We start from the raw sequence: 18,976 nt of genomic DNA, 5'->3' as shown, positions 1-18,976 counted from the left end.
TGTGCTGGGGGGGGGGGTGGTAAAAACCCGGGGGGGCGGGCCCGGGGGGGCCCCCCCCCCCCGACGGGGTCATGGGGCGCCGGTCAGGCGTGTGGCGGACCGGGGTGTGGCGGTCAGGCGATGCGGTCGAGCACGATCGGGTTCGCGGTGAACGCGGTGCCCGCCGGGGCGATGTCGTACGAGCCCTCCAGGGCGGCCAGGGCGTACTCGAACTTCTCCGGGGTGTCGGTGTGCAGGGTCATCAGGGCCTGGCCCGCGGTGACCGTCTCACCGGGCTTGGCGTGCAGCTCGATGCCCGCGCCCGCCTGCACCGGGTCCTCCTTGCGGGCGCGGCCCGCGCCCAGGCGCCAGGCGCCGACACCCACCGCGTAGGCGTCCAGCCGGGTCAGCACGCCGGAGGCCGGGGCGGTGACGACGTGCTGCTCGCGGGCGACGGGCAGCTTCGCGTCCGGGTCGCCGCCCTGGGCCGCGATCATCCGGCGCCAGACGTCCATCGCGGAGCCGTCGGCGAGGGCCTTGGCCGGGTCGGCGTCCTTGATGCCCGCCGCGTCCAGCATCTCCCGGGCCAGGGCCAGCGTCAGCTCGACGACGTCGGCGGGACCGCCACCGGCGAGGACCTCGACCGACTCGCGGACCTCCAGCGCGTTGCCGGCGGTCAGGCCGAGCGGGGTGGACATGTCGGTGAGCAGGGCGATCGTCTTGACGCCGCTGTCGGTGCCGAGGGCGACCATGGTGGAGGCGAGTTCGCGCGCGTCCTCGATGTTCTTCATGAAGGCGCCGGAGCCGACCTTGACGTCCAGGACCAGCGAGCCGGTGCCTTCCGCGATCTTCTTCGACATGATGGAGGAGGCGATGAGCGGGATCGCCTCGACCGTGCCGGTCACGTCGCGCAGCGCGTACAGCTTCTTGTCGGCGGGGGCCAGGCCGTCGCCGGCCGCGCAGATGACCGCGCCGGTGGTGTCGAGGACGTTCAGCATCTCCTCGTTGGAGAGCAGCGCGCGCCAGCCGGGGATGGACTCCAGCTTGTCCAGGGTGCCGCCGGTGTGGCCGAGGCCGCGGCCCGAGAGCTGCGGCACGGCCGCGCCGCAGGCGGCGACGAGCGGGGCCAGCGGCAGGGTGATCTTGTCGCCGACACCGCCGGTGGAGTGCTTGTCGGCGGTCGGGCGGGAGAGGGAGTCGAAGTTCATCCGCTCGCCGGAGGCGATCATCGCGGCGGTCCAACGGGCGATCTCGGCCCGGTTCATGCCGTTCAGCAGGATGGCCATCGCCAGCGCCGACATCTGCTCGTCCGCGACGACGCCGCGCGTGTACGCGTCGATGACCCAGTCGATCTGTTCGGGGCTCAGTTCGCCGCGGTCGCGCTTGGTGCGGATGACGGAGATGACGTCCATGGAGTGCTTCCTTCTACGCGCATAGAGAGAGGGGGGAAGGATAAGAGGAAACACGACGGTCCCTCGCCCGGGAGGGACGAAGGACCGTCGCTACGGCTATCTGAGGTGGTCGGGTCCGAAAGCCTGCGGCAGCATCGCCGCGAGCGGCAGGACGCCCTCGGGGGTCTCCACCCGGAGCTCGGGGCCGCCGAACTCGAACAGCAACTGCCGGCAGCGACCGCACGGGACGAGGATCTCGCCCTTGCCGTCCACGCAGGTGAAGTGCGTGAGCCGGCCGCCTCCCGTGGCCTGGAGGGCGGACACCAGTCCGCACTCGGCGCACAGACCCAGCCCGTAGCTGGCGTTCTCCACGTTGCAGCCCACGACCGTGCGGCCGTCGTCCACCAGCGCGGCCACACCGACCGGGAAGCCCGAGTACGGGGCGTAGGCCCGGGTCATCGCCTCCCGGGCGGCCGCCCGCAGGGCCTCCCAGTCCACGGCTTCCTGCGGGCTCACTTGCCCTGGCCCTTTTGGTACGGCAGGCCGTCCGCCTTCGGCGGGCGCAGTCGCTGCGACGACAGGGCGAGCACGAGCAGGGTCGTGACGTAGGGGGCGGCGTCCACGAACTGGCTCGGGACGGAGTCGGTGAGCGCGTACCAGAGGAAGAGACCGGCGGAGCAGACGGCCGCGATGGCCGCTTGCAGGTGCTTCTTCTTGTACAGCTGCCAGGCGACGACGATCAGGAGCAGGATCGCGAGCAGCAGGAGCATCGCGTGGACGTTCTCGGAGCCACCGCGCAGCCGGAGGCTGTAGGTGAAGCCGAACAGGCCCGAGCCGAGGGCCATGCCGCCCGGCATCCAGTTGCCGAAGATCATCGCGGCGAGACCGATGTAGCCGCGGCCGCCGGTCTGGCCCTCCTGGTAGATGCCGGTGGAGACGATCGCCAGGAACGCGCCGCCGAGACCGGCCATCGCGCCGGAGACGACCACGGCGATGTACTTGTACTTGTAGACGTTGACGCCGAGCGACTCGGCGGCGATCGGGTTCTCACCGCAGGAGCGCAGGCGCAGGCCGAAGGAGGTCCGCCACAGCACCCACCAGGTGGCCGGGACCAGCAGGACCGCCACGATGGTCAGCAGCGAGAGGTTGGTGACCAGCCCGCCGAGCACGCCGGCGACGTCGGAGACCAGGAACCAGTGTTTGCCCTGGAGCGTGGCCAACCAGTGCGAGAACCCGGGAATGGTGATCTCGGTGATCGGGTCGATGCGCGGGGACTGCTTGGAGGAGCCGCCCGGGGCCTTGTCGAAGGTGAAGTTCGACAGGTACTGGGTGAAGCCGACGGCCAGGATGTTGACCGCCACACCGGAGACGATGTGGTTGACGTTGAACGTCACGGTGATGATCGCGTGCAGCAGGCCGCCGAGGGCGCCGCCGACGATGCCCATGAGGACACCGGTCCACGGGCCCCACTGGTAGCCGGCCCAGGCGCCGAACCAGGTGCCGAGGATCATCATGCCTTCGAGGCCGATGTTGACCACGCCCGCGCGCTCGGCCCACAGGCCGCCGAGGCCCGCGAGGGCGATCGGCACGGCGAGCTGGAGGGCGCCGGAGACCTGGCCGACGGAGGTCAGGTCGTCGGCGCCGGAGATGATCCTGACGACGGAGATCAGGGCGAGTCCGCCCGCGATCAGCAGCAGGATCCAGGGCAGGGTGAGCTTGCGGCGGCCGCCGCCCTTCTTGGGCGCGGCGCTCGTCGCGGAAACGGTGCTGGTGCTCACGCCGCGACCTCCTTGTTGTCGGTCTTGAGGGCGTGGCCGGCGGCCAGCTCTTCGCCGACCTTCTGCTGCTGGCGGCGGATGCCGTAGCGGCGGACGAGCTCGTAGCTGACGACGACGGCGATGACGATCAGGCCCTGCAGGATCGTGCCGATCTCCTTGGCGTAGCCGTTCTGGTCGAGACCGGCGGACGCCTTGTCGATGAAGGCGATCAGGAGTGCCGAGAAGAAGATGCCGAGCGGGTTGTTGCGGCCCAGGAGGGCGATGGTGATGCCGGTGAAGCCGATGCCCAGCGGGAAGGACAGGTTGTAGGTGTGCGATTCGCCGAGCAGCAGCGGCATGCCGGTCAGACCGGCGACCGCGCCCGAGATGAGCATCGACGTCATGATCATCTTCTTGGCGTCCACACCGGCGGCCTGCGCCGCGGACTCGCTGGCGCCGGTGGCGCGCAGGTCGAAGCCGAAGCGGGTCCGGTTGAGCACGAACCAGTAGACGATGCCCAGGGCGAAGGCGACGAAGGTGAAGCCGTAGATGTCGCCGCCGGAGAGGGACAGGGACGGGAACCAGCCGGACTCCGGGATGTCGCCGGTGGTGAGGTCGTTGGACCCGGCCGGCTGGATGCCGAAGTTCTTCGGCAGGATCAGCCAGGCGATCAGCGAGGTGGCGATGGCGTTGAGCATGATCGTGGAGACGACCTCGCTCACGCCGCGACGGGCCTTGAGGATGCCCGCGATGCCGGCCCAGAAGGCGCCCGTGCACATGGCCACGAGGACGATCAGCAGGATGTGCAGCGGACCGGGCAGCGAGACCGCCGTACCGACGACCGCGGAGAACATCGCCGCGAGGCGGTACTGGCCGTCGACGCCGATGTTGAAGAGGTTCATCCGGAAGCCGATGGCGACGGCCAGGGCTGCCAGGTAGTAGATGCCGGCCTGGTTGATGATCAGGACCTGGATGTCCTCGTAACCGGCCTGCTCGATCATGATGCGCAGCGGGTCGATCGGGTCGACCCCCGAGGCGGCCAGCACGATCACGGTCAGCACCAGGGCGCTGACCAGTGCGAGCAGCGGTCCGGCGACCGAGAGCAGCAGCCGGTCCTTGTCGAATTTCTTCATCGGGCCTCGTCCTCCGTCGTCCCGTCGGCAGCGGCGGAGCCTTCAACGTGGTCGTTCGTCGCTTCCAGGTGCCCGCTCGCGGCACCCGTCATGGCGGTGCCCAGCTCCTCGGGCGTGATGGTCGCCGGATCGGCGTCCGCGACCAGCCGGCCGCGGTAGATGACGCGCAGGGTGTCGGACAGGCCGATCAGCTCGTCGAGGTCGGCGGAGATGAGCAGCACGGCCAGGCCCTCGCGCCGGGCCTCGCGGATCGCGTCCCAGATCTGCGCCTGCGCACCGACGTCCACACCGCGGGTGGGGTGGGCGGCGATGAGGAACTTGGGGTTGTGGCTCATCTCGCGGCCGACGATCAGCTTCTGCTGGTTGCCGCCGGAGAGGGAGGCCGCGGTGACGTCGATGCCCGGGGTGCGGACGTCGTACTCGCGCACGATGCGTTCGGTGTCCTTGCGGGCGGCCTTCGGGTCGAGGACGCCGCGCTTGGAGTTGGGCGCCTCGGTGACGTGGCCGAGGATGCGGTTCTCCCAGAGCGGGGAGTCCAGCAGCAGCCCGTGCCGGTGGCGGTCCTCGGGGATGTAGCCGATGCCGCCCTCGCGGCGCTTGCGGGTCGGGGTGGTGGAGATGTCCCGGCCGTCGAGGGTGATGACGCCGCCGTCGGGGATGCTCATGCCCATGAGGGCGTCGATGAGCTCCGTCTGACCGTTGCCCTCGACACCGGCGATGCCGAGGACCTCGCCCTTGTGGATGGTGAAGTCGATGCCGGCGAGCACCTCGCGGACGATCCCGTCCGGATCGACGGCGGCCAGCCGCAGGTCCTGGACCCGGAGCATCGGGGTCGCGGTCACGGTGGACTCGCGGGTCTCCGGCGAGGGCAGCTCGCTGCCGACCATCAGCTCGGCGAGCTGCTTGGTGGTGGCGGTGCGGGGGTCGGCGGTGCCGACCGTGGTGCCGCGGCGGATGACGGTGATGTCGTCGGCGACCTTGAGCACCTCGCCCAGCTTGTGCGAGATGAAGATGACCGTCAGGCCCTCGGCCTTGAGCTCGCGCAGGTTGCCGAAGAGCGCGTCCACTTCCTGCGGCACGAGCACGGCGGTCGGCTCGTCGAGGATGAGCGTGCGGGCGCCGCGGTAGAGGACCTTGAGGATCTCCACGCGCTGGCGGTCGGCGACACCGAGCTCCTCGACGAGGGCGTCGGGGCGGACCCCGAGGCCGTACGCGTCCGAGATCTCCATGATCTTCTTGCGGGCCTTGCCGCCGATCCCGTACAGCTTCTCGCCGCCGAGGACGACGTTCTCCAGGACGGTGAGGTTGTCGGCGAGCATGAAGTGCTGGTGCACCATGCCGATGCCGCGGGCGATGGCGTCGCCCGGGTTGGCGAAGGAGACCTGCTCCCCGTCGACGGCGATGGTGCCCTCGTCCGGCTTCTGCATGCCGTAGAGGATCTTCATCAGGGTCGACTTGCCGGCACCGTTCTCACCGATGAGGGCGTGGACCGTGCCCTTGCGGACGGTGATGTCGATGTCCTTGTTGGCGACGACGCCAGGGAAACGCTTGGTGATGCCGTGCAGTTCTACGGCGGGGGGGCTGGACGCGGTGATGACGCACTCTCCTTGGCGCGAAGGAGCGGAAGGCAGGGGGGACAGGGCGGTGTGAGAAGGTACCGCGTCCACGGTTCCTCTACGCGCGTAGCACTGTCGGAAGTGAAAAGTAGCGGCCAGGAGGCCACTACGACGCGGTTCGGGGCCCGGGAGGCGGCAGAGCCGCTACCCGGACCCCGGCAACCGTTCGACTGGCAGGACGTCCCTTACGGGGCGGTCTTGACGGTGATCTTCTTGGCGATGATGTCGGCCTTGGCCTTCTCCACCGCGGCGATGACGTCGGCCATCTTCTTGTACTCGGGGTTGGAGTCGGCCAGGCCGACGCCGTTCTTGTCCAGGCCGTAACGGACCTCACCGGTCTGCGGCTTGCCGTCCTCGACCGACTTGATCAGGTTGTAGACGGCGGAGGAGACGTCCTTGGTGACCGAGGTCAGGATGTGCTCCTTGTACTTCGACAGACCGGCCTGGTTGTACTGGTCGGAGTCGACACCGATCGCCCACTTGCCGGCGCCGGCGGTGGCCTCGATCGCACCCGAGCCGGCGAGACCGGCGGCGGCGTAGATCACGTCGGCGCCGCCGTCGAGCTGGCCCTTGGCGGTGGCCTTGCCGAGGTCGGGCTTGGCGAAACCGGAGAAGTCCGGCGGCTGCGTCAGGTAGGCCGACAGCACCTTGGCGTTCGGGTTGGTGTCCTTGACGCCCTGGGTGAAGCCCGCCTCGAACTTCTTGATGAGCGGAACCTCGACACCGCCGATGAAGCCGACCGTGCCGGTCTTCGACGTCTTGGCGGCGGCGACGCCGGCCAGGTACGAGCCCTGCTCCTCGTTGAAGACGAGGTTGGCGATGTTCTTGTCGGTCACCGAGGTGTCGTCGATGATGCCGAACGTGGTGTTCGGGAACTTCGCCGCGACCTTCTTGATGGCCGGAGCGTAGGAGAAACCGACGCCGATGACCGGGTTGTTGCCCTTGCGCGCGAGCTCGGTCAGGCGCTGGACCTTGTCGGCCTCGGACTCGCCCTCGGTCGGCTCCGCCTCGGCGGTCTTGATCTTGAGTTCGGACTTGGCCTTTTCGAGGCCGGCGTAGGCGGCGTCGTTGAACGACTGGTCGCCGCGGCCACCGATGTCGTACGCGATGGCGGCGCTCTTCTCCTGCGTCCCCGAGGACGAGCTGGAGGAGGTGGCGTCCGACGACTTCTTTCCGCCACAGGCGGTGGCCGAGAGGGCCAGCGCCGCGGACGCGATGCCCACGGTGGCGATCCTGGTGATCCGGCGCAAGGGGAGGCTCCTTCAAAACCTGACCGAAGCGCCACGACCGGCGCTGGTTTCGCGGCGATCGTAACGCGCGTAGATGTCAGTTAAGAGCCCGTTCAGGAGTCGTTATCGGATCGTCGCGAACCGGACAGTGACCGATTGGTAACCGCCAAGCGTCCAGCCCTTGCGTATCAAGGGCTGGACAGCTGTGCTGGGTGCCGCTCAGATGTTGTACTGATTTTGCCCGGACTTTTACCTGGAGGGCCTGGCGCGGCGCCCGTCGAGCAGGGCGGCGGCCGTGAAAAACTCGACTCCGACGGTGATCGCGGCCTCGTCCACGTCGAAGTCACCCCGGTGGAGGTCCCGCTTGGCCGGGTCGCCGGGCTTGTGCACCCCGAGCCGGGCCATGGCTCCCGGGACGTGCTCCAGGTACCAGGAGAAGTCCTCGCCGCCCAGGCTCTGCTCGGTGTCCTCGATCGCCCCGGGACCGCGCCGGGCCGCCATCGCCTCGCGCAGCAGTTCGGTGACCATCGGGTCGTTGACCACCGGCGGCACGCCCCGGACGTAGGTGATTTCGGACTTGGCCCCGTGCAGGGCCGCGACCTCGTCGATCGCCGCGTGGATCTGGTCGGGGGCCTCGTGCCAGGCGTTGAGGTCCAGGCACCGCACGGTTCCGGACAGCTCCGCGTGCATCGGGATGACGTTGCAGGCGTGCCCCGCCTCGATCCGGCCCCAGGTGACCGACATGCCCGAGCGGGCGTCCATCCGCCGGGCCAGCACCGCCGGCACGTCGACCGCGACCCGGGCGGCGGCCGTGACGAGGTCGGTGGTGAGGTGCGGGCGGGCGGTGTGGCCGCCGGGGCCCGCCAGGGCGACTTCCAGCCGGTCGCAGGCGGAGGTGATGGCCCCGGGGCGCAGCCCGATCTTCCCGGCGTCGACCCGGGGGTCGCAGTGCACCGCGATGATCTTGCCCACGCCGTCCAGGACCCCGTCCTCGATGGCGTCGCTCGCCCCGCCGGGCAGGACCTCCTCGGCGGGCTGGAACAGCAGCCGGACCGGCTGCGGCAGCAGCCCCTGCCGGTCGAGTTCGGCGAGCACCAGGCCGGCGCCGAGCACGGTCACGGTGTGGACGTCGTGGCCGCAGGCGTGCGCCCGGTCGGGGAAGGTCGAGCGGTACGGGACGTGCGTCTTGGTGTCCGGGATGGGCAGGGCGTCGATGTCCGCGCGCAGGGCGAGTACGGGCCGTACCCCGTCCCAGGTGCCGACGTCACAGATCAGGCCGGTGCCGGTGCTCAGCACCCGCGGGCGCAGGCCGGCTTTCTCCAGCCGGGCCTTGATCGCCGCCGTGGTGCGGAACTCCTGGTGGCCGAGTTCGGGATGCATGTGCAGATCCCGGCGGAAGGCGATCAGTTCGGCGCGCAGGTGGTCCGGAAGCGTGCCGGGCAGCTCGGGCCGGTCGGGCGTGCCGGGCAGGGCGGTCTGGGACTCGCGGGACATCAACTGGTTCACCTGTTGAAGGTTAGGCGCACGGATGGGTCAACTGGCCGGAGATCACAAAAAGTTCATGCCGTTAGGGGAAAGAAACCCGGCCTCCGGACGCATGACCGGTTGCGCCCGGGGGTAAACTCGCGCGCCCATCCGGCCGCCGGAGCCGCCGGGCGGGGAGCCGTCAGCCCGTCGCGAGCTTCGCGGCGAAGCCGAGGAAGAGGACGCCCGCCGCCGAGGTGGCACCCGCCGAGAGCCGCCTGCGCCGGCGGAAGGCGGCCGACAGCCGGGTGCCGGTGAGTATCAGCGTCGACAGGTAGAGGAAGCTCGCCAACTGCGACAGCGTCCCCAGCAGCAGGAACGACAGCGCCGGATAGGCATAGCCGGGGTCCACGAACTGCACGAAGAACGAGAGCAGGAACAAGATCGCCTTCGGGTTGAACAGGCTCACCACCAGCGCCCTGCGGTACGGCCGCTCGTCCTGCACCGCCGGCTCGGCCAGGGCCTCCTCCTGCCGGGCCGCCCGGTGGCGCCACATGCCCCACGCCGACCGCATCATGCCCACCGCGAGCCACGCCAGGTATCCGGCCCCGAGGAGCTTGACCAGCGTGAACACCACCGGGCTCGCCTTGAGCAGCGCCCCGGCCCCGGCGGCGGTGAGGACCATCAGGACGGTGTCCCCGGTGAAGACCCCGCAGGCGGCCTTGTACCCCTCGCGGACGCCCTTGCGCGCGGAGACGGACAGCACGTAGAGGGAGTTCGGCCCCGGCAGGAGGACGATGAGGACGAGGCCGGCGAGATAGGTCGGCAGATCGGTGACACCCAGCATGGGAGGGAGTCTCGCATGCCGGTCCGACCGTCCGGTATTCATTTCGCGGCGCCCGGGCCGGGGCCGGGGACAGCCGGGCGACGAGGTCAGAACGCGTCCGCCGGCACGTACGTGCCCCACACCTCCCGCAGCGCCCCGCACACCTCCCCCACCGTGGCCCGGGCCCGCAGCGCCTCCTTCATCGGGTAGAGCACGTTCGCCGAGGCGTCGGCCGCCGCCGCCCGCAGCGCGTCCAGCGCCACCGCCACCGCGGCCCCGTCGCGCCGCTCGCGCAGCAGGCTCAGCGCCTCGCACTGGCGGGCCTCGATCGCCGGGTCCACCCGCAGCGGCTCGTACCGTTCCTCCTCGGCGAGCGGGAACCGGTTGACGCCGACCACGACCCGCTCGCCCGCCTCCTGCTCGCGCGCCAGGCGGTACGCGTTCCGCTCGATCTCGCCCTTCTGGAACCCGGCCTCGATCGCGGCGACCGCCCCGCCCAGGTCCGCCACCCGCCGCATGAGCCCGAGCACCGCCGCCTCCAGTTCGTCCGTCATCCGCTCCACCGCGTACGACCCCGCGAAGGGGTCCGCGGTGTGCGGCACGTCCGTCTCGTGCGCGAGCACCTGCTGGGTGCGCAGCGCGAGCCGCGCCGACTTCTCCGTGGGCAACGCGATCGCCTCGTCGAAGGCGTTGGTGTGCAGGGACTGTGTGCCGCCCAACACCGCGGCCAGCGCCTGGACCGCGACCCGTACGAGGTTCAGCTCGGGTTGCTGCGCCGTCAGTTGGACCCCGGCCGTCTGGGTGTGGAAGCGCAACATCAGCGACTTCGGGTCCCGGGCGCCGAACTCCTCGCGCATCACCCGGGCCCAGATCCGCCGGGCGGCCCGGAACTTGGCGACCTCCTCCAGCAGGGTGGTCCGGGCGACGAAGAAGAAGGAGAGCCGGGGGGCGAAGTCGTCGACGGACATGCCCGCGGCGAGGGCGGTACGGACGTAGGCGACCGCGTCGGCCAGGGTGAAGGCGATCTCCTGCGCGGGCGAGGCCCCGGCCTCGGCCATGTGGTAGCCGGAGATGGAGATGGTGTTCCACTTGGGGATCTCGGCCCGGCAGTACCGGAAGATGTCCGCCGTCAGCCGCAGGGAGGGCCCGGGCGGGAAGATGTAGGTCCCGCGCGCGATGTACTCCTTGAGCACGTCGTTCTGGATCGTGCCGGTGAGCCGGTCGGCCGCGATGCCCTCCTCCTCGGCCACGAGCTGGTACATCAACAGCAGCAGGGCCGCCGGGGCGTTGATGGTCATGGAGGTGGAGACCCGGTCCAGGGGGATCCCCCGGAAGAGCAGCCGCATGTCCTCGACGGAGTCGACGGCCACGCCGACCTTCCCGACCTCGCCGTGGGCGAGGGGTGCGTCGGAGTCGTGGCCCATCTGGGTGGGCAGGTCGAAGGCGACCGACAGGCCGGTGCCGCCGCCCTCGATCAGGGCGCGGTAGCGGGCGTTGGACTCGGCGGCGGTGCCGAAGCCCGCGTACTGGCGCATCGTCCAGGGCCGTCCGGTGTACATCGTGGGATAGACCCCCCGGGTGTAGGGGTAGTCCCCGGGTACCCCCAGGCTGACGGCGGGGTCCCAGTCCGCGAGGGCCTCGGGTCCGTAGACCGGTTCGATGGGGATTCCGCTCTCGGTACGTGCTGGGGGACGAACCATGACCCACTCCTCCGTGGTGCCGGCCGGCTCGGGGTCACCGCCCGGACCCCGCCGCGACGGCCGCTGGTCACAATGGCGCAACAACGCGGAGGCGTCCGCAACTGTCCACGCCCGCCCGGCATCACCTCCTTACACAACGGAGAACAAACGGGGGGCCGCCATGCACCGTCAGAAGGCAATAATCCGCACGCTGGGAGTCGCCACCGCCGTCGCGCTCGCCGCGACCGCCTGCGGGCCGCAGAAGTCGGGGGCCTCGGGCTCCCCTTCCGCGGCCACGTCCGCGCCCACGGCGGTTTCGTCCCCCTCCGCGTCGGCCTCGGACGACGGCAAGAACACCTCGCCGTCACCGTCGTCCTCGTCCTCCGCGCCCGCTTCCCCCTCCGCGTCGGCCCCGCCGTCGCCCACCGTCAAACCGATCATGGCCAACGGTGACGAGAGCGACCAGATCCGCGAGCTCCAGGCGCGACTGCGCCAGCTCAAGCTGATGTCGGTGGCCCCGACCGGCTTCTACGGGTCGAAGACGACGGCCGCCGTCCGCACCTACCAGTCCGGGCACGGGCTGCCCGCGACGGGTTCGGTGGACGAGGCGACCTGGAAGAGCATCGAGGGCGCCAGCAAGAAGCCCACCGAGGAGGAGCTGCGCCCGCCGACCACCAACGAGGTGGACGCGCCGGACCCGCGCTGCATGCACGGCCGGGTCATGTGCATCAGCAAGGAGAGCCGCACCCTCGCCTGGATGATCGACGGCAAGATCGTCTCCACCATGGACGTGCGCTTCGGGTCGGAGAACACGCCGACGCGCGAGGGCGAGTTCAAGGTGGAGTGGAAGGCCAAGGACTGGGTCTCGACGATCTACCACACGCCGATGCCGTACTCGATGTTCTTCAGCGAGGGCCAGGCGGTGCACTACTCGTCGGACTTCGCCGCCCGCGGCTACGCCGGCGCCTCGCACGGCTGCGTGAACGTCCGGGACAAGGGGAAGCTGTCGTCCCTGTTCGACCAGGTCCAGGTCGGCGACAAGGTCGTCGTCTACTGGTGAGTGTCTATCGGTGAGTCGTCCACCGGCGGGTCGTCCACCGGTGGATCGTCCACGGGACGGCCACCCACCGGCGGGGCCGGCGGCTTCCGCCGGGGTCGAGGTAGAGGGCGCGGGCGGGGCCGGGGGAACGTGCCCCGCCCGCGCCGGTTGCGCAGAGCCCAGGGGTACGGGGGGAACCCCGGCTCATGCGCGGCCGATGACCAGTCGGCTCGTTATGTACTGCGCCGTCGGGTCGAAAAGTGTTACAGCCAGGTGTGACGGTGTCCGTCAGGCCGGCGTGCGGAAGCGCAGCGAGCCGCCCGGGAGCTGAGTCGGGGCCGGGGGGAGCCCCCCCGTGTCGCGGCCGGGGGTGCCCGCGCCGGAGCCGTCCGCCCCGGACTTGGTGGTGCCGCCCGGCCCGTCGAGGAGGCCCTCGCAGAAGTGCGGGATCTGCGCCGCCGTCTTCGCGAGCTTGATCAGCTTCTCGCGCCGCTCGCCCGTGAGCCTGCCCGCGCGGTAGTCGCCGCACAGGTCCTTCCCCTGGAGCCGCAGCTCCTTGTCGCTGTCCTTGTTCTTGTCCTTGCCGCCGTCCGCGGTGCCGGACGACCCGTCGGTGACGGTGTCGTGGCCGTCGGAGCCGCCCGTGCCGGTGGTGGCGGAGCCGGTGCCCGCCGGTCCCGAGGTGAATCCGGGGACACCTCCGGCGTCCTTGCGTCCGTCCGTGCCGGGCTGCCGCGAGGCGCCGGGGGAGGCGGACGCGCCGTCCCCGTCGCGCAGCGGGCTCGGCCACAGCGGCGGCGCGGCCGTGGGGCCCGAGGCGTCGCCGGACGGCGCCGGGTCGGCGTCGGCGCTGACCGAGACCGCCGGCCCCGGGGCCGCCGAGTCGTGGGTGTTCCCGTCCAGCAGTCCGCCGGCCGCGGCCGCCAAGCCGCCGACCGCGACGCTCGCCAGCGCCGCCGCGAGCCCCAGGCGCAGGGGCGTGCCCCGGCGCCGCTGGGCGGGAATCCGTACGAGCGGAGCGGGTGACAGTTCGACCAGGGGTTCGTCGGCCCCGCCGATCGGGAACGCCCGCACGGGCCGGGCGGCGCCGGACCGCGCGCCCGCGGGGTGGGCCGCGCGGAAGGCGGCCAGCGCGGCGGCCTCGCCGGGCAGTTCCCGGCCGGCGGGCGGCGGCTGGGCCAGCGCCCCGAGGGCGGCACGCAGCGCCACCTCGGCCCGGGTCTGCTGGTCAGCGTCCGGCCCGACCGGTGGTTCGCCGCGCAGCAATCGTTCCGCCGCGGCTCTGTCCAGCCACCTGTTGCGCTCGTCGGCCATCACATGTCCTTCTGCGTCCGCCAACGTGAATGCGTCACACCGGTTTGTTCCACAAGGCCCGCGCCCCGACCGCGCTGCGCCGGTACGGCGTCGAGATCGCGCACGCCAGCGCCACCCCGTGGCGGGCCCCCGGCATTATGACCGAACGGCAGGGCCGGCTCGCCGTCGGGTACGTCCCTGCCGGCGTCGGCGGGCTTCCCGTCGACGGTCGCCGCGAGTTCCGTGCCCAGCATTTCCGCGAGCTTCTTGAGACCCCGGTGGGCGGCGGTGCGTACGGCGCCCGGCCGCTTGCCGAGCGTCTCGGCGGCGCTCTTCGCGTCCAGGCCGACGACCACGCGCAGCACGACGGCCTCGGCCTGGTCCTGCGGGAGCTGCGCTATCAGCGCCATGGTGGAGCTGGTGGAGAGGGCCTCCATCGCCGCGCCCGCGGTGTCGCTGTCGGCGGCGTGGCCGGTGAGTTCGCTGTCGTCCCCACCGATGGCGGGACGGCGGCCGCGCATGCGGATGTGGTCGAGGGCCCGGTTCCGCGCGATCCGGGCCGCCCAGCCGCGGAACCGGTCGGCGTCGCCGGTGAAGGAGTCGAGGTCGCGGGCGATCTGCAGCCATGCCTCGGACGTGACGTCCTCCGCGTCGCCGTCACCGACGAGCGTGCGTACGTATCCGAGCAGGCGCGGGTGCACGGCGCGGTACACAGTACGGAACGCGTTCTCGTCGCCGTCTTGTGCCGCGAGCACCGCGGCGGTCAGCTCCGCGTCGTCCCCCAGCAAAGTCCCCAACCCGTTCACTGTCCTGTACGTGTGGCGCAAATCCGCACGTTACGGCCTTCAAGTACGTCTCGTCCACGAGTTGTACAACCAGCAACCAACCCTGCGCGGAGCGGGGTGTGACAGAAAACGCACCCGGGGCGCTGACTTGAATACGGGCTTGTCGCACGAGCCCGTGTCGGACGGCGACCGGGGCCTCTCCTGTGGGGGGTGGCGGCCTCGGTCGTCTTCCCCTCTTCGCTCTGGTCATGCATGCCCGGTGTCATCCTTTCGGCTCACTTCCGGGTGAAATCCTCGAATCGGTACGCCACACGCTGCCCGGCATCGCTAGCGTGGCGGCACACCCGCGCCGCGCCCCGAGGAGCCCCCCGCTGTCCAGCCACTTTCCGGCACAGGTCCAAGGGGGCACCGGAGCCCCTCCCGGACATGGTCCGGGGAAGAAGTCTGGGGCAAGCCCCGGCGCTCCGGTACCCGGGGGCGACCACGGCTCCGGTCTCGCGCGGTTCAACGCCCTCCCCCACGACACCGCCCGGGCGGCCCTGCTGCGGTGCTGCGGCAGCGGGCGCTGGGCCCACCGACTGGCCGCCCACCGCCCCTACCCCGACCTCCCCGCGCTGCTGGCCGCGGCCGACGAGGCCTCGTACGACCTCTCCCAGGGCGACCTGACCGGCGCGCTGGCCCGCGAGTTCTCGGCGGAGCTGGCGCACGGCGCCTCGTACGCCGCGCTCCTCGCCCTGGACGCGGCCCGGGCGGAGTACGAGCGGACCTTCGGCCACGCCTTCGTGATCTGCCTGGACGGACATCCGCCGGAGGAACGGGTGGACGCGCTGCTGGCGGCGATCCGGCGGCGGATGGCCCACGAGACGGACGAGGAACGCGCGATCTCCGCGGACGAGCTGCGCCGCCTCGCCCAGGCCCGGCTCGTCCGGCTGCTGGAGCGGTTGCCGACCGCCGCCGCCGGACCGATCACACCCGGCGGCCCGCCCGAGGTCCGTCCGCCGCCGATTTCGGGCTATTTGCCCCTGTGGGATAGCCCGTCCGTGCCTGTTTGATCACACCGATGGACCCGGCGCAAGGGAACCGACAAAGCGTCGCTACGATGTCCGGGGCCGGTGGACCGTACCCGGCCGGGCCCGACCGACAAAGAAGCCGGCTGGCCCCCGCCCCGCTTCCGGAGGGTTTTCCGTGCCGGCTGGAACGTTGTACCGCGGCCGGGAAGGAATGTGGTCCTGGGTGGCTCATCGAGTCACCGGCGTCCTCATCTTCTTCTTCCTGTTCGTACACGTCCTCGACACCGCTCTCGTCCGCGTCTCCCCCGAGGCGTACGACGATGTCGTGGCTACCTACAAGACCCCGATCGTCGCGCTGCTGGAGTACGGCCTCGTGGCCGCCATCCTCTTCCACGCGCTCAACGGTCTGCGTGTGATCGCCGTGGACTTCTGGTCCAAGGGCCCGCGTCTCCAGAAGCAGATGCTCTGGACCGTGATGGTCGTCTGGATCGTGCTGATGGCCGGGGCCGTGTACCCCGTCCTGCACCACGCCTACCTTGAACTGTTCGGGAAGTGACACGCATGTCTTCTGACACTTCTTCCGCCCAGGGCATCGGCGCCGTAGAGGGCGTCTCCCTCTACGACGTCGACAACCCGGCGCCGTACATCGAGGCCCCGCGCAAGCGCACCGGCAAGACGCCGCGCTCGACCCGCGGCAACTTCGAGATGGCCGCGTGGCTCTTCATGCGCCTCTCGGGCATCGTCCTGGTGGTGCTGGTCATCGGCCACCTGCTCATCCAGCTGGTGCTGGACGGCGGCGTCACCAAGATCGGCTTCGCCTTCGTGGCCGGCCGCTGGGCGTCCCCGTTCTGGCAGGTCTGGGACCTGCTGATGCTGTGGCTGGCCATGCTGCACGGCTCCAACGGTCTGCGTACGGTCATCAACGACTACGCGGAGCGCCCCGGCACGCGGCTGTGGCTGAAGGGCCTGCTCTACACCGCCACGGTGTTCACCATCCTTCTGGGCACGCTGGTGATCTTCACCTTCGACCCGAACATCCGCTAGGCACGGGCTGAGGCGAATCGACTCATGAAGATCCACAAGTACGACACCGTCATCGTCGGAGCCGGCGGCGCCGGCATGCGCGCCGCCATCGAGGCGACGAAGCGCAGCCGCACCGCCGTGCTGACGAAGCTCTACCCCACCCGCTCCCACACGGGCGCCGCGCAGGGCGGCATGGCCGCCGCGCTCGCCAACGTGGAGGACGACAACTGGGAGTGGCACACCTTCGACACGGTCAAGGGCGGTGACTACCTGGTCGACCAGGACGCCGCCGAGATCCTGGCGAAGGAGGCCATCGACGCGGTCCTCGACCTGGAGAAGATGGGCCTGCCGTTCAACCGCACCCCGGACGGCACCATCGACCAGCGCCGCTTCGGCGGTCACTCCCGCAACCACGGCGAGGCGCCGGTCCGCCGGTCCTGTTACGCCGCGGACCGCACCGGCCACATGATCCTCCAGACGCTGTACCAGAACTGCGTCAAGGAGGGCGTGGAGTTCTTCAACGAGTTCTACGTCTTGGACCAGCTGCTGGTCGAGGTCGACGGAGTGAAGAAGTCCGCGGGCGTCGTCGCGTACGAGCTCGCCACCGGCGAGATCCACGTCTTCCAGGCGAAGTCCGTGATCTACGCCTCGGGCGGCACCGGCAAGTTCTTCAAGGTGACCTCCAACGCGCACACCCTCACCGGTGACGGCCAGGCGGCCTGCTACCGGCGCGGTCTGCCGCTGGAGGACATGGAGTTCTTCCAGTTCCACCCGACGGGCATCTGGCGCATGGGCATCCTGCTGACGGAGGGCGCCCGCGGTGAGGGCGGCATCCTGCGCAACAAGGACGGCGAGCGCTTCATGGAGAAGTACGCGCCGGTCATGAAGGACCTCGCGTCCCGTGACGTCGTCTCGCGCTCCATCTACACCGAGATCCGCGAGGGCCGCGGCTGCGGTCCCGCCGGTGACCACGTGTACCTGGACCTGACGCACCTGCCGCCGGAGCAGCTCGACGCGAAGCTCCCGGACATCACCGAGTTCGCCCGTACGTACCTCGGCATCGAGCCCTACACGGACCCGATCCCGATCCAGCCCACCGCGCACTACGCCATGGGCGGCATCCCGACCAACGTCGAGGGTGAGGTCCTCGCGGACAACACCACCGTCGTCCCGGGCCTGTACGCGGCCGGCGAGGTCGCCTGTGTCTCCGTGCACGGCGCGAACCGTCTGGGCACCAACTCGCTGCTGGACATCAACGTCTTCGGCAAGCGCTCGGGCATCGCCGCGGCCAAATACGCGCACGAGAACGACTACGTCGAGCTGCCCGAGAACCCGGCGCAGCAGGTCATCGACCTGGTCGAGCGGCTGCGCGACTCCACGGGCACCGAGCGGGTCGCCGAACTGCGCCTGGAGCTCCAGGAGACGATGGACGCGTGCGTGATGGTGTTCCGCACGGAGCAGACCATCAAGACCGCGGTCGAGAAGATCGCGGAACTGCGCGAGCGCTACAAGAACGTGTCCGTGCAGGACAAGGGCAAGCGCTTCAACACGGACCTGCTGGAGGCCATCGAGCTGGGCAACCTGCTCGACCTGGCCGAGGTCATGGCCGTGTCCGCGCTGGCGCGCAAGGAGTCCCGCGGCGGTCACTACCGCGAGGACTACCCGAACCGCGACGACGTCAACTTCATGCGCCACACCATGGCGTACCGCGAGGTCGGCGACGACGGTAAGGACACCGTCCGGCTGGACTACAAGCCCGTCGTCGTCACCCGCTACCAGCCGATGGAGCGTAAGTACTGATGGCCACCCCCACCCTCTCCAAGACGGACGCGATGGAGGCCGCGGCCGCGGCCTCGCCCTTCATCACGGTCACGTTCCGGATCCGCCGCTACAACCCCGAGATCTCGGACGAGGCGCAGTGGCAGGACTACCAGATCGAGATCGACCCGAAGGAGCGCGTGCTCGACGGTCTCCACAAGATCAAGTGGGACCTCGACGGCACGCTGACCTTCCGCCGCTCGTGCGCGCACGGCATCTGCGGCTCCGACGCGATGCGGATCAACGGCAAGAACAGGCTCGCCTGCAAGACGCTGATCAAGGACATCAACCCGGAGAAGCCGATCACCGTCGAGGCCATAAAGGGCCTCACGGTGATGAAGGACCTCGTGGTCGACATGGAGCCCTTCTTCCAGGCGTACCGCGACGTCATGCCGTTCCTGGTGACGACGGGCAACGAGCCGACGCGCGAGCGCCTGCAGTCCGCCGAGGACCGCGAGCGCTTCGACGACACCACCAAGTGCATCCTGTGCGCCGCGTGCACGTCCTCGTGCCCGGTGTTCTGGAACGACGGCCAGTACTTCGGCCCGGCGGCGATCGTCAACGCGCACCGCTTCATCTTCGACTCGCGTGACGAGGCGGGCGAGCAGCGGCTGGAGATCCTGAACGACAAGGACGGCGTGTGGCGCTGCCGCACGACCTTCAACTGCACCGACGCGTGCCCGCGTGGCATCGAGGTCACGAAGGCGATCCAGGAAGTCAAGCGGGCCCTCATCACCCGCCGCTTCTGATCCTTTGACGCGCCGGACTCCGTCCGGCGGTCTCGGCTGAGGCCCGTACCCCCTTGGGGTGCGGGCCTCCGTCGTTGCCCGGCATCACCCCGAGGGGTGACGGGCGAGCGGAAAAACCTTTCGCCTGACGGACGGACCCCACGGACGGCGGTACCGTCACCGGCGTCGCTTGCCCAGCGGAGAAG

At 70.3% G+C, this 18,976-nt stretch carries 18 protein-coding genes; 6 read left to right on the top strand and 12 right to left on the bottom strand.

The annotated features are described in order from the left end of the window. Positions 1–113: 113 nt before the first annotated feature. The 10 genes from ACFVXJ_RS16960 to ACFVXJ_RS16915 form a co-directional block, all read right to left on the bottom strand. The gene (locus tag ACFVXJ_RS16960) at positions 114–1,391 is read right to left on the bottom strand and encodes a thymidine phosphorylase (protein ID WP_389662429.1); all 1,278 of its coding nucleotides are present in this window, start codon (positions 1,389–1,391) and stop codon (positions 114–116) included. A 96-nt stretch (positions 1,392–1,487) separates the two neighbouring features. Then, positions 1,488–1,886 carry a cytidine deaminase gene (locus ACFVXJ_RS16955; RefSeq protein WP_389662428.1) on the bottom strand — a complete coding sequence of 133 codons (399 nt, stop codon included), beginning with the start codon at positions 1,884–1,886 and terminating at the stop codon, positions 1,488–1,490. Continuing rightward, positions 1,883–3,148, bottom strand: coding sequence for an ABC transporter permease (locus tag ACFVXJ_RS16950; protein WP_389662427.1), 1,266 nt, complete (start codon positions 3,146–3,148; stop codon positions 1,883–1,885). Before ACFVXJ_RS16950 ends, ACFVXJ_RS16955 begins: the two co-directional genes overlap by 4 nt. Further along, positions 3,145–4,260: an ABC transporter permease gene (locus ACFVXJ_RS16945; RefSeq protein ID WP_389662426.1), complete on the bottom strand. Its 1,116-nt coding sequence runs from the start codon at positions 4,258–4,260 to the stop codon at positions 3,145–3,147. The genes ACFVXJ_RS16950 and ACFVXJ_RS16945 overlap by 4 nt, the downstream gene beginning before the upstream one ends. Then, entirely contained in the window at positions 4,257–5,927 is a 1,671-nt protein-coding gene (locus ACFVXJ_RS16940) for an ABC transporter ATP-binding protein (RefSeq protein WP_389662425.1), read from the bottom strand. Before ACFVXJ_RS16940 ends, ACFVXJ_RS16945 begins: the two co-directional genes overlap by 4 nt. A 134-nt stretch (positions 5,928–6,061) precedes the next feature. Continuing rightward, positions 6,062–7,126, bottom strand: coding sequence for a BMP family protein (locus tag ACFVXJ_RS16935; protein WP_389662424.1), 1,065 nt, complete (start codon positions 7,124–7,126; stop codon positions 6,062–6,064). 228 nt (positions 7,127–7,354) lie between these two features. Continuing rightward, positions 7,355–8,599, bottom strand: coding sequence for an amidohydrolase (locus ACFVXJ_RS16930; protein ID WP_389662467.1), 1,245 nt, complete (start codon positions 8,597–8,599; stop codon positions 7,355–7,357). Between the two features lie 172 nt (positions 8,600–8,771). Then, entirely contained in the window at positions 8,772–9,416 is a 645-nt protein-coding gene (gene leuE, locus ACFVXJ_RS16925) for a leucine efflux protein LeuE (RefSeq protein WP_389662423.1), read from the bottom strand. 86 nt (positions 9,417–9,502) lie between these two features. Beyond that, a complete protein-coding gene (locus tag ACFVXJ_RS16920; protein WP_389662422.1) occupies positions 9,503–11,095 on the bottom strand; it encodes a methylmalonyl-CoA mutase in 1,593 nt (530 codons plus the stop codon). A gap of 168 nt (positions 11,096–11,263) precedes the next feature. Continuing rightward, positions 11,264–11,515 (bottom strand): hypothetical protein, encoded by a 252-nt coding sequence (locus tag ACFVXJ_RS16915; protein ID WP_389662421.1) that lies wholly within the window; start codon positions 11,513–11,515, stop codon positions 11,264–11,266. Between ACFVXJ_RS16915 and ACFVXJ_RS16910 the strand changes: the two genes are divergently transcribed. Then, on the top strand, positions 11,514–12,134 hold the full coding sequence (locus ACFVXJ_RS16910) for a peptidoglycan-binding protein (protein ID WP_389662420.1): 621 nt from the start codon (positions 11,514–11,516) through the stop codon (positions 12,132–12,134). The genes ACFVXJ_RS16915 and ACFVXJ_RS16910 overlap by 2 nt on opposite strands. A 267-nt stretch (positions 12,135–12,401) precedes the next feature. Here the strand turns inward: ACFVXJ_RS16910 and ACFVXJ_RS16905 are convergent, their stop codons facing one another. Then, a complete protein-coding gene (locus tag ACFVXJ_RS16905; RefSeq protein WP_389662419.1) occupies positions 12,402–13,427 on the bottom strand; it encodes a hypothetical protein in 1,026 nt (341 codons plus the stop codon). Then, a complete protein-coding gene (locus ACFVXJ_RS16900) occupies positions 13,427–14,194 on the bottom strand; it encodes an RNA polymerase sigma factor (protein WP_389662466.1) in 768 nt (255 codons plus the stop codon). The genes ACFVXJ_RS16905 and ACFVXJ_RS16900 overlap by 1 nt, the downstream gene beginning before the upstream one ends. A 329-nt stretch (positions 14,195–14,523) precedes the next feature. On the opposite strand from ACFVXJ_RS16900, the gene ACFVXJ_RS16895 reads away from it, so the two are divergent. From ACFVXJ_RS16895 to ACFVXJ_RS16875, 5 genes are all read left to right on the top strand, one after another. Next, positions 14,524–15,243 carry a 2-oxo-4-hydroxy-4-carboxy-5-ureidoimidazoline decarboxylase gene (locus ACFVXJ_RS16895; protein WP_389662418.1) on the top strand — a complete coding sequence of 240 codons (720 nt, stop codon included), beginning with the start codon at positions 14,524–14,526 and terminating at the stop codon, positions 15,241–15,243. Between the two features lie 133 nt (positions 15,244–15,376). Then, positions 15,377–15,757, top strand: coding sequence for a succinate dehydrogenase, cytochrome b556 subunit (gene sdhC / locus ACFVXJ_RS16890; protein WP_389662417.1), 381 nt, complete (start codon positions 15,377–15,379; stop codon positions 15,755–15,757). A gap of 5 nt (positions 15,758–15,762) precedes the next feature. Next, positions 15,763–16,245, top strand: coding sequence for a succinate dehydrogenase hydrophobic membrane anchor subunit (locus ACFVXJ_RS16885; protein WP_361312258.1), 483 nt, complete (start codon positions 15,763–15,765; stop codon positions 16,243–16,245). Positions 16,246–16,269: 24 nt separating this feature from the next. Beyond that, entirely contained in the window at positions 16,270–18,024 is a 1,755-nt protein-coding gene (gene sdhA, locus ACFVXJ_RS16880; protein WP_389662416.1) for a succinate dehydrogenase flavoprotein subunit, read from the top strand. After that, positions 18,024–18,791 (top strand): succinate dehydrogenase iron-sulfur subunit, encoded by a 768-nt coding sequence (locus ACFVXJ_RS16875; protein WP_361312262.1) that lies wholly within the window; start codon positions 18,024–18,026, stop codon positions 18,789–18,791. The genes sdhA and ACFVXJ_RS16875 overlap by 1 nt, the downstream gene beginning before the upstream one ends. Positions 18,792–18,976 lie beyond the last annotated feature (185 nt).

The sequence above is a fragment of the Streptomyces sp. NPDC058279 genome, from assembly GCF_042881255.1.
Classification (GTDB): domain Bacteria; phylum Actinomycetota; class Actinomycetes; order Streptomycetales; family Streptomycetaceae; genus Streptomyces.
This window is presented reverse-complemented; position numbering and strand designations above follow the sequence as displayed.

Bases quoted from the DNA above. Each gene is read 5' to 3' on its own strand.
- ACFVXJ_RS16875 (WP_361312262.1), top strand. From the start codon at position 18,024: ATGGCCACCCCCACCCTCTCCAAGACGGACGCGATGGAGGCCGCGGCC.
- ACFVXJ_RS16885 (WP_361312258.1), top strand. From the start codon at position 15,763: ATGTCTTCTGACACTTCTTCCGCCCAGGGCATCGGCGCCGTAGAGGGC.
- ACFVXJ_RS16915 (WP_389662421.1), bottom strand. From the start codon at position 11,515: ATGATCGGTTTGACGGTGGGCGACGGCGGGGCCGACGCGGAGGGGGAA.
- sdhA (WP_389662416.1), top strand. From the start codon at position 16,270: ATGAAGATCCACAAGTACGACACCGTCATCGTCGGAGCCGGCGGCGCC.
- ACFVXJ_RS16945 (WP_389662426.1), bottom strand. From the start codon at position 4,260: ATGAAGAAATTCGACAAGGACCGGCTGCTGCTCTCGGTCGCCGGACCG.
- ACFVXJ_RS16905 (WP_389662419.1), bottom strand. From the start codon at position 13,427: ATGGCCGACGAGCGCAACAGGTGGCTGGACAGAGCCGCGGCGGAACGA.
- ACFVXJ_RS16920 (WP_389662422.1), bottom strand. From the start codon at position 11,095: ATGGTTCGTCCCCCAGCACGTACCGAGAGCGGAATCCCCATCGAACCG.
- ACFVXJ_RS16930 (WP_389662467.1), bottom strand. From the start codon at position 8,599: ATGTCCCGCGAGTCCCAGACCGCCCTGCCCGGCACGCCCGACCGGCCC.
- ACFVXJ_RS16910 (WP_389662420.1), top strand. From the start codon at position 11,514: ATGGCCAACGGTGACGAGAGCGACCAGATCCGCGAGCTCCAGGCGCGA.
- ACFVXJ_RS16960 (WP_389662429.1), bottom strand. From the start codon at position 1,391: ATGGACGTCATCTCCGTCATCCGCACCAAGCGCGACCGCGGCGAACTG.
- leuE (WP_389662423.1), bottom strand. From the start codon at position 9,416: ATGCTGGGTGTCACCGATCTGCCGACCTATCTCGCCGGCCTCGTCCTC.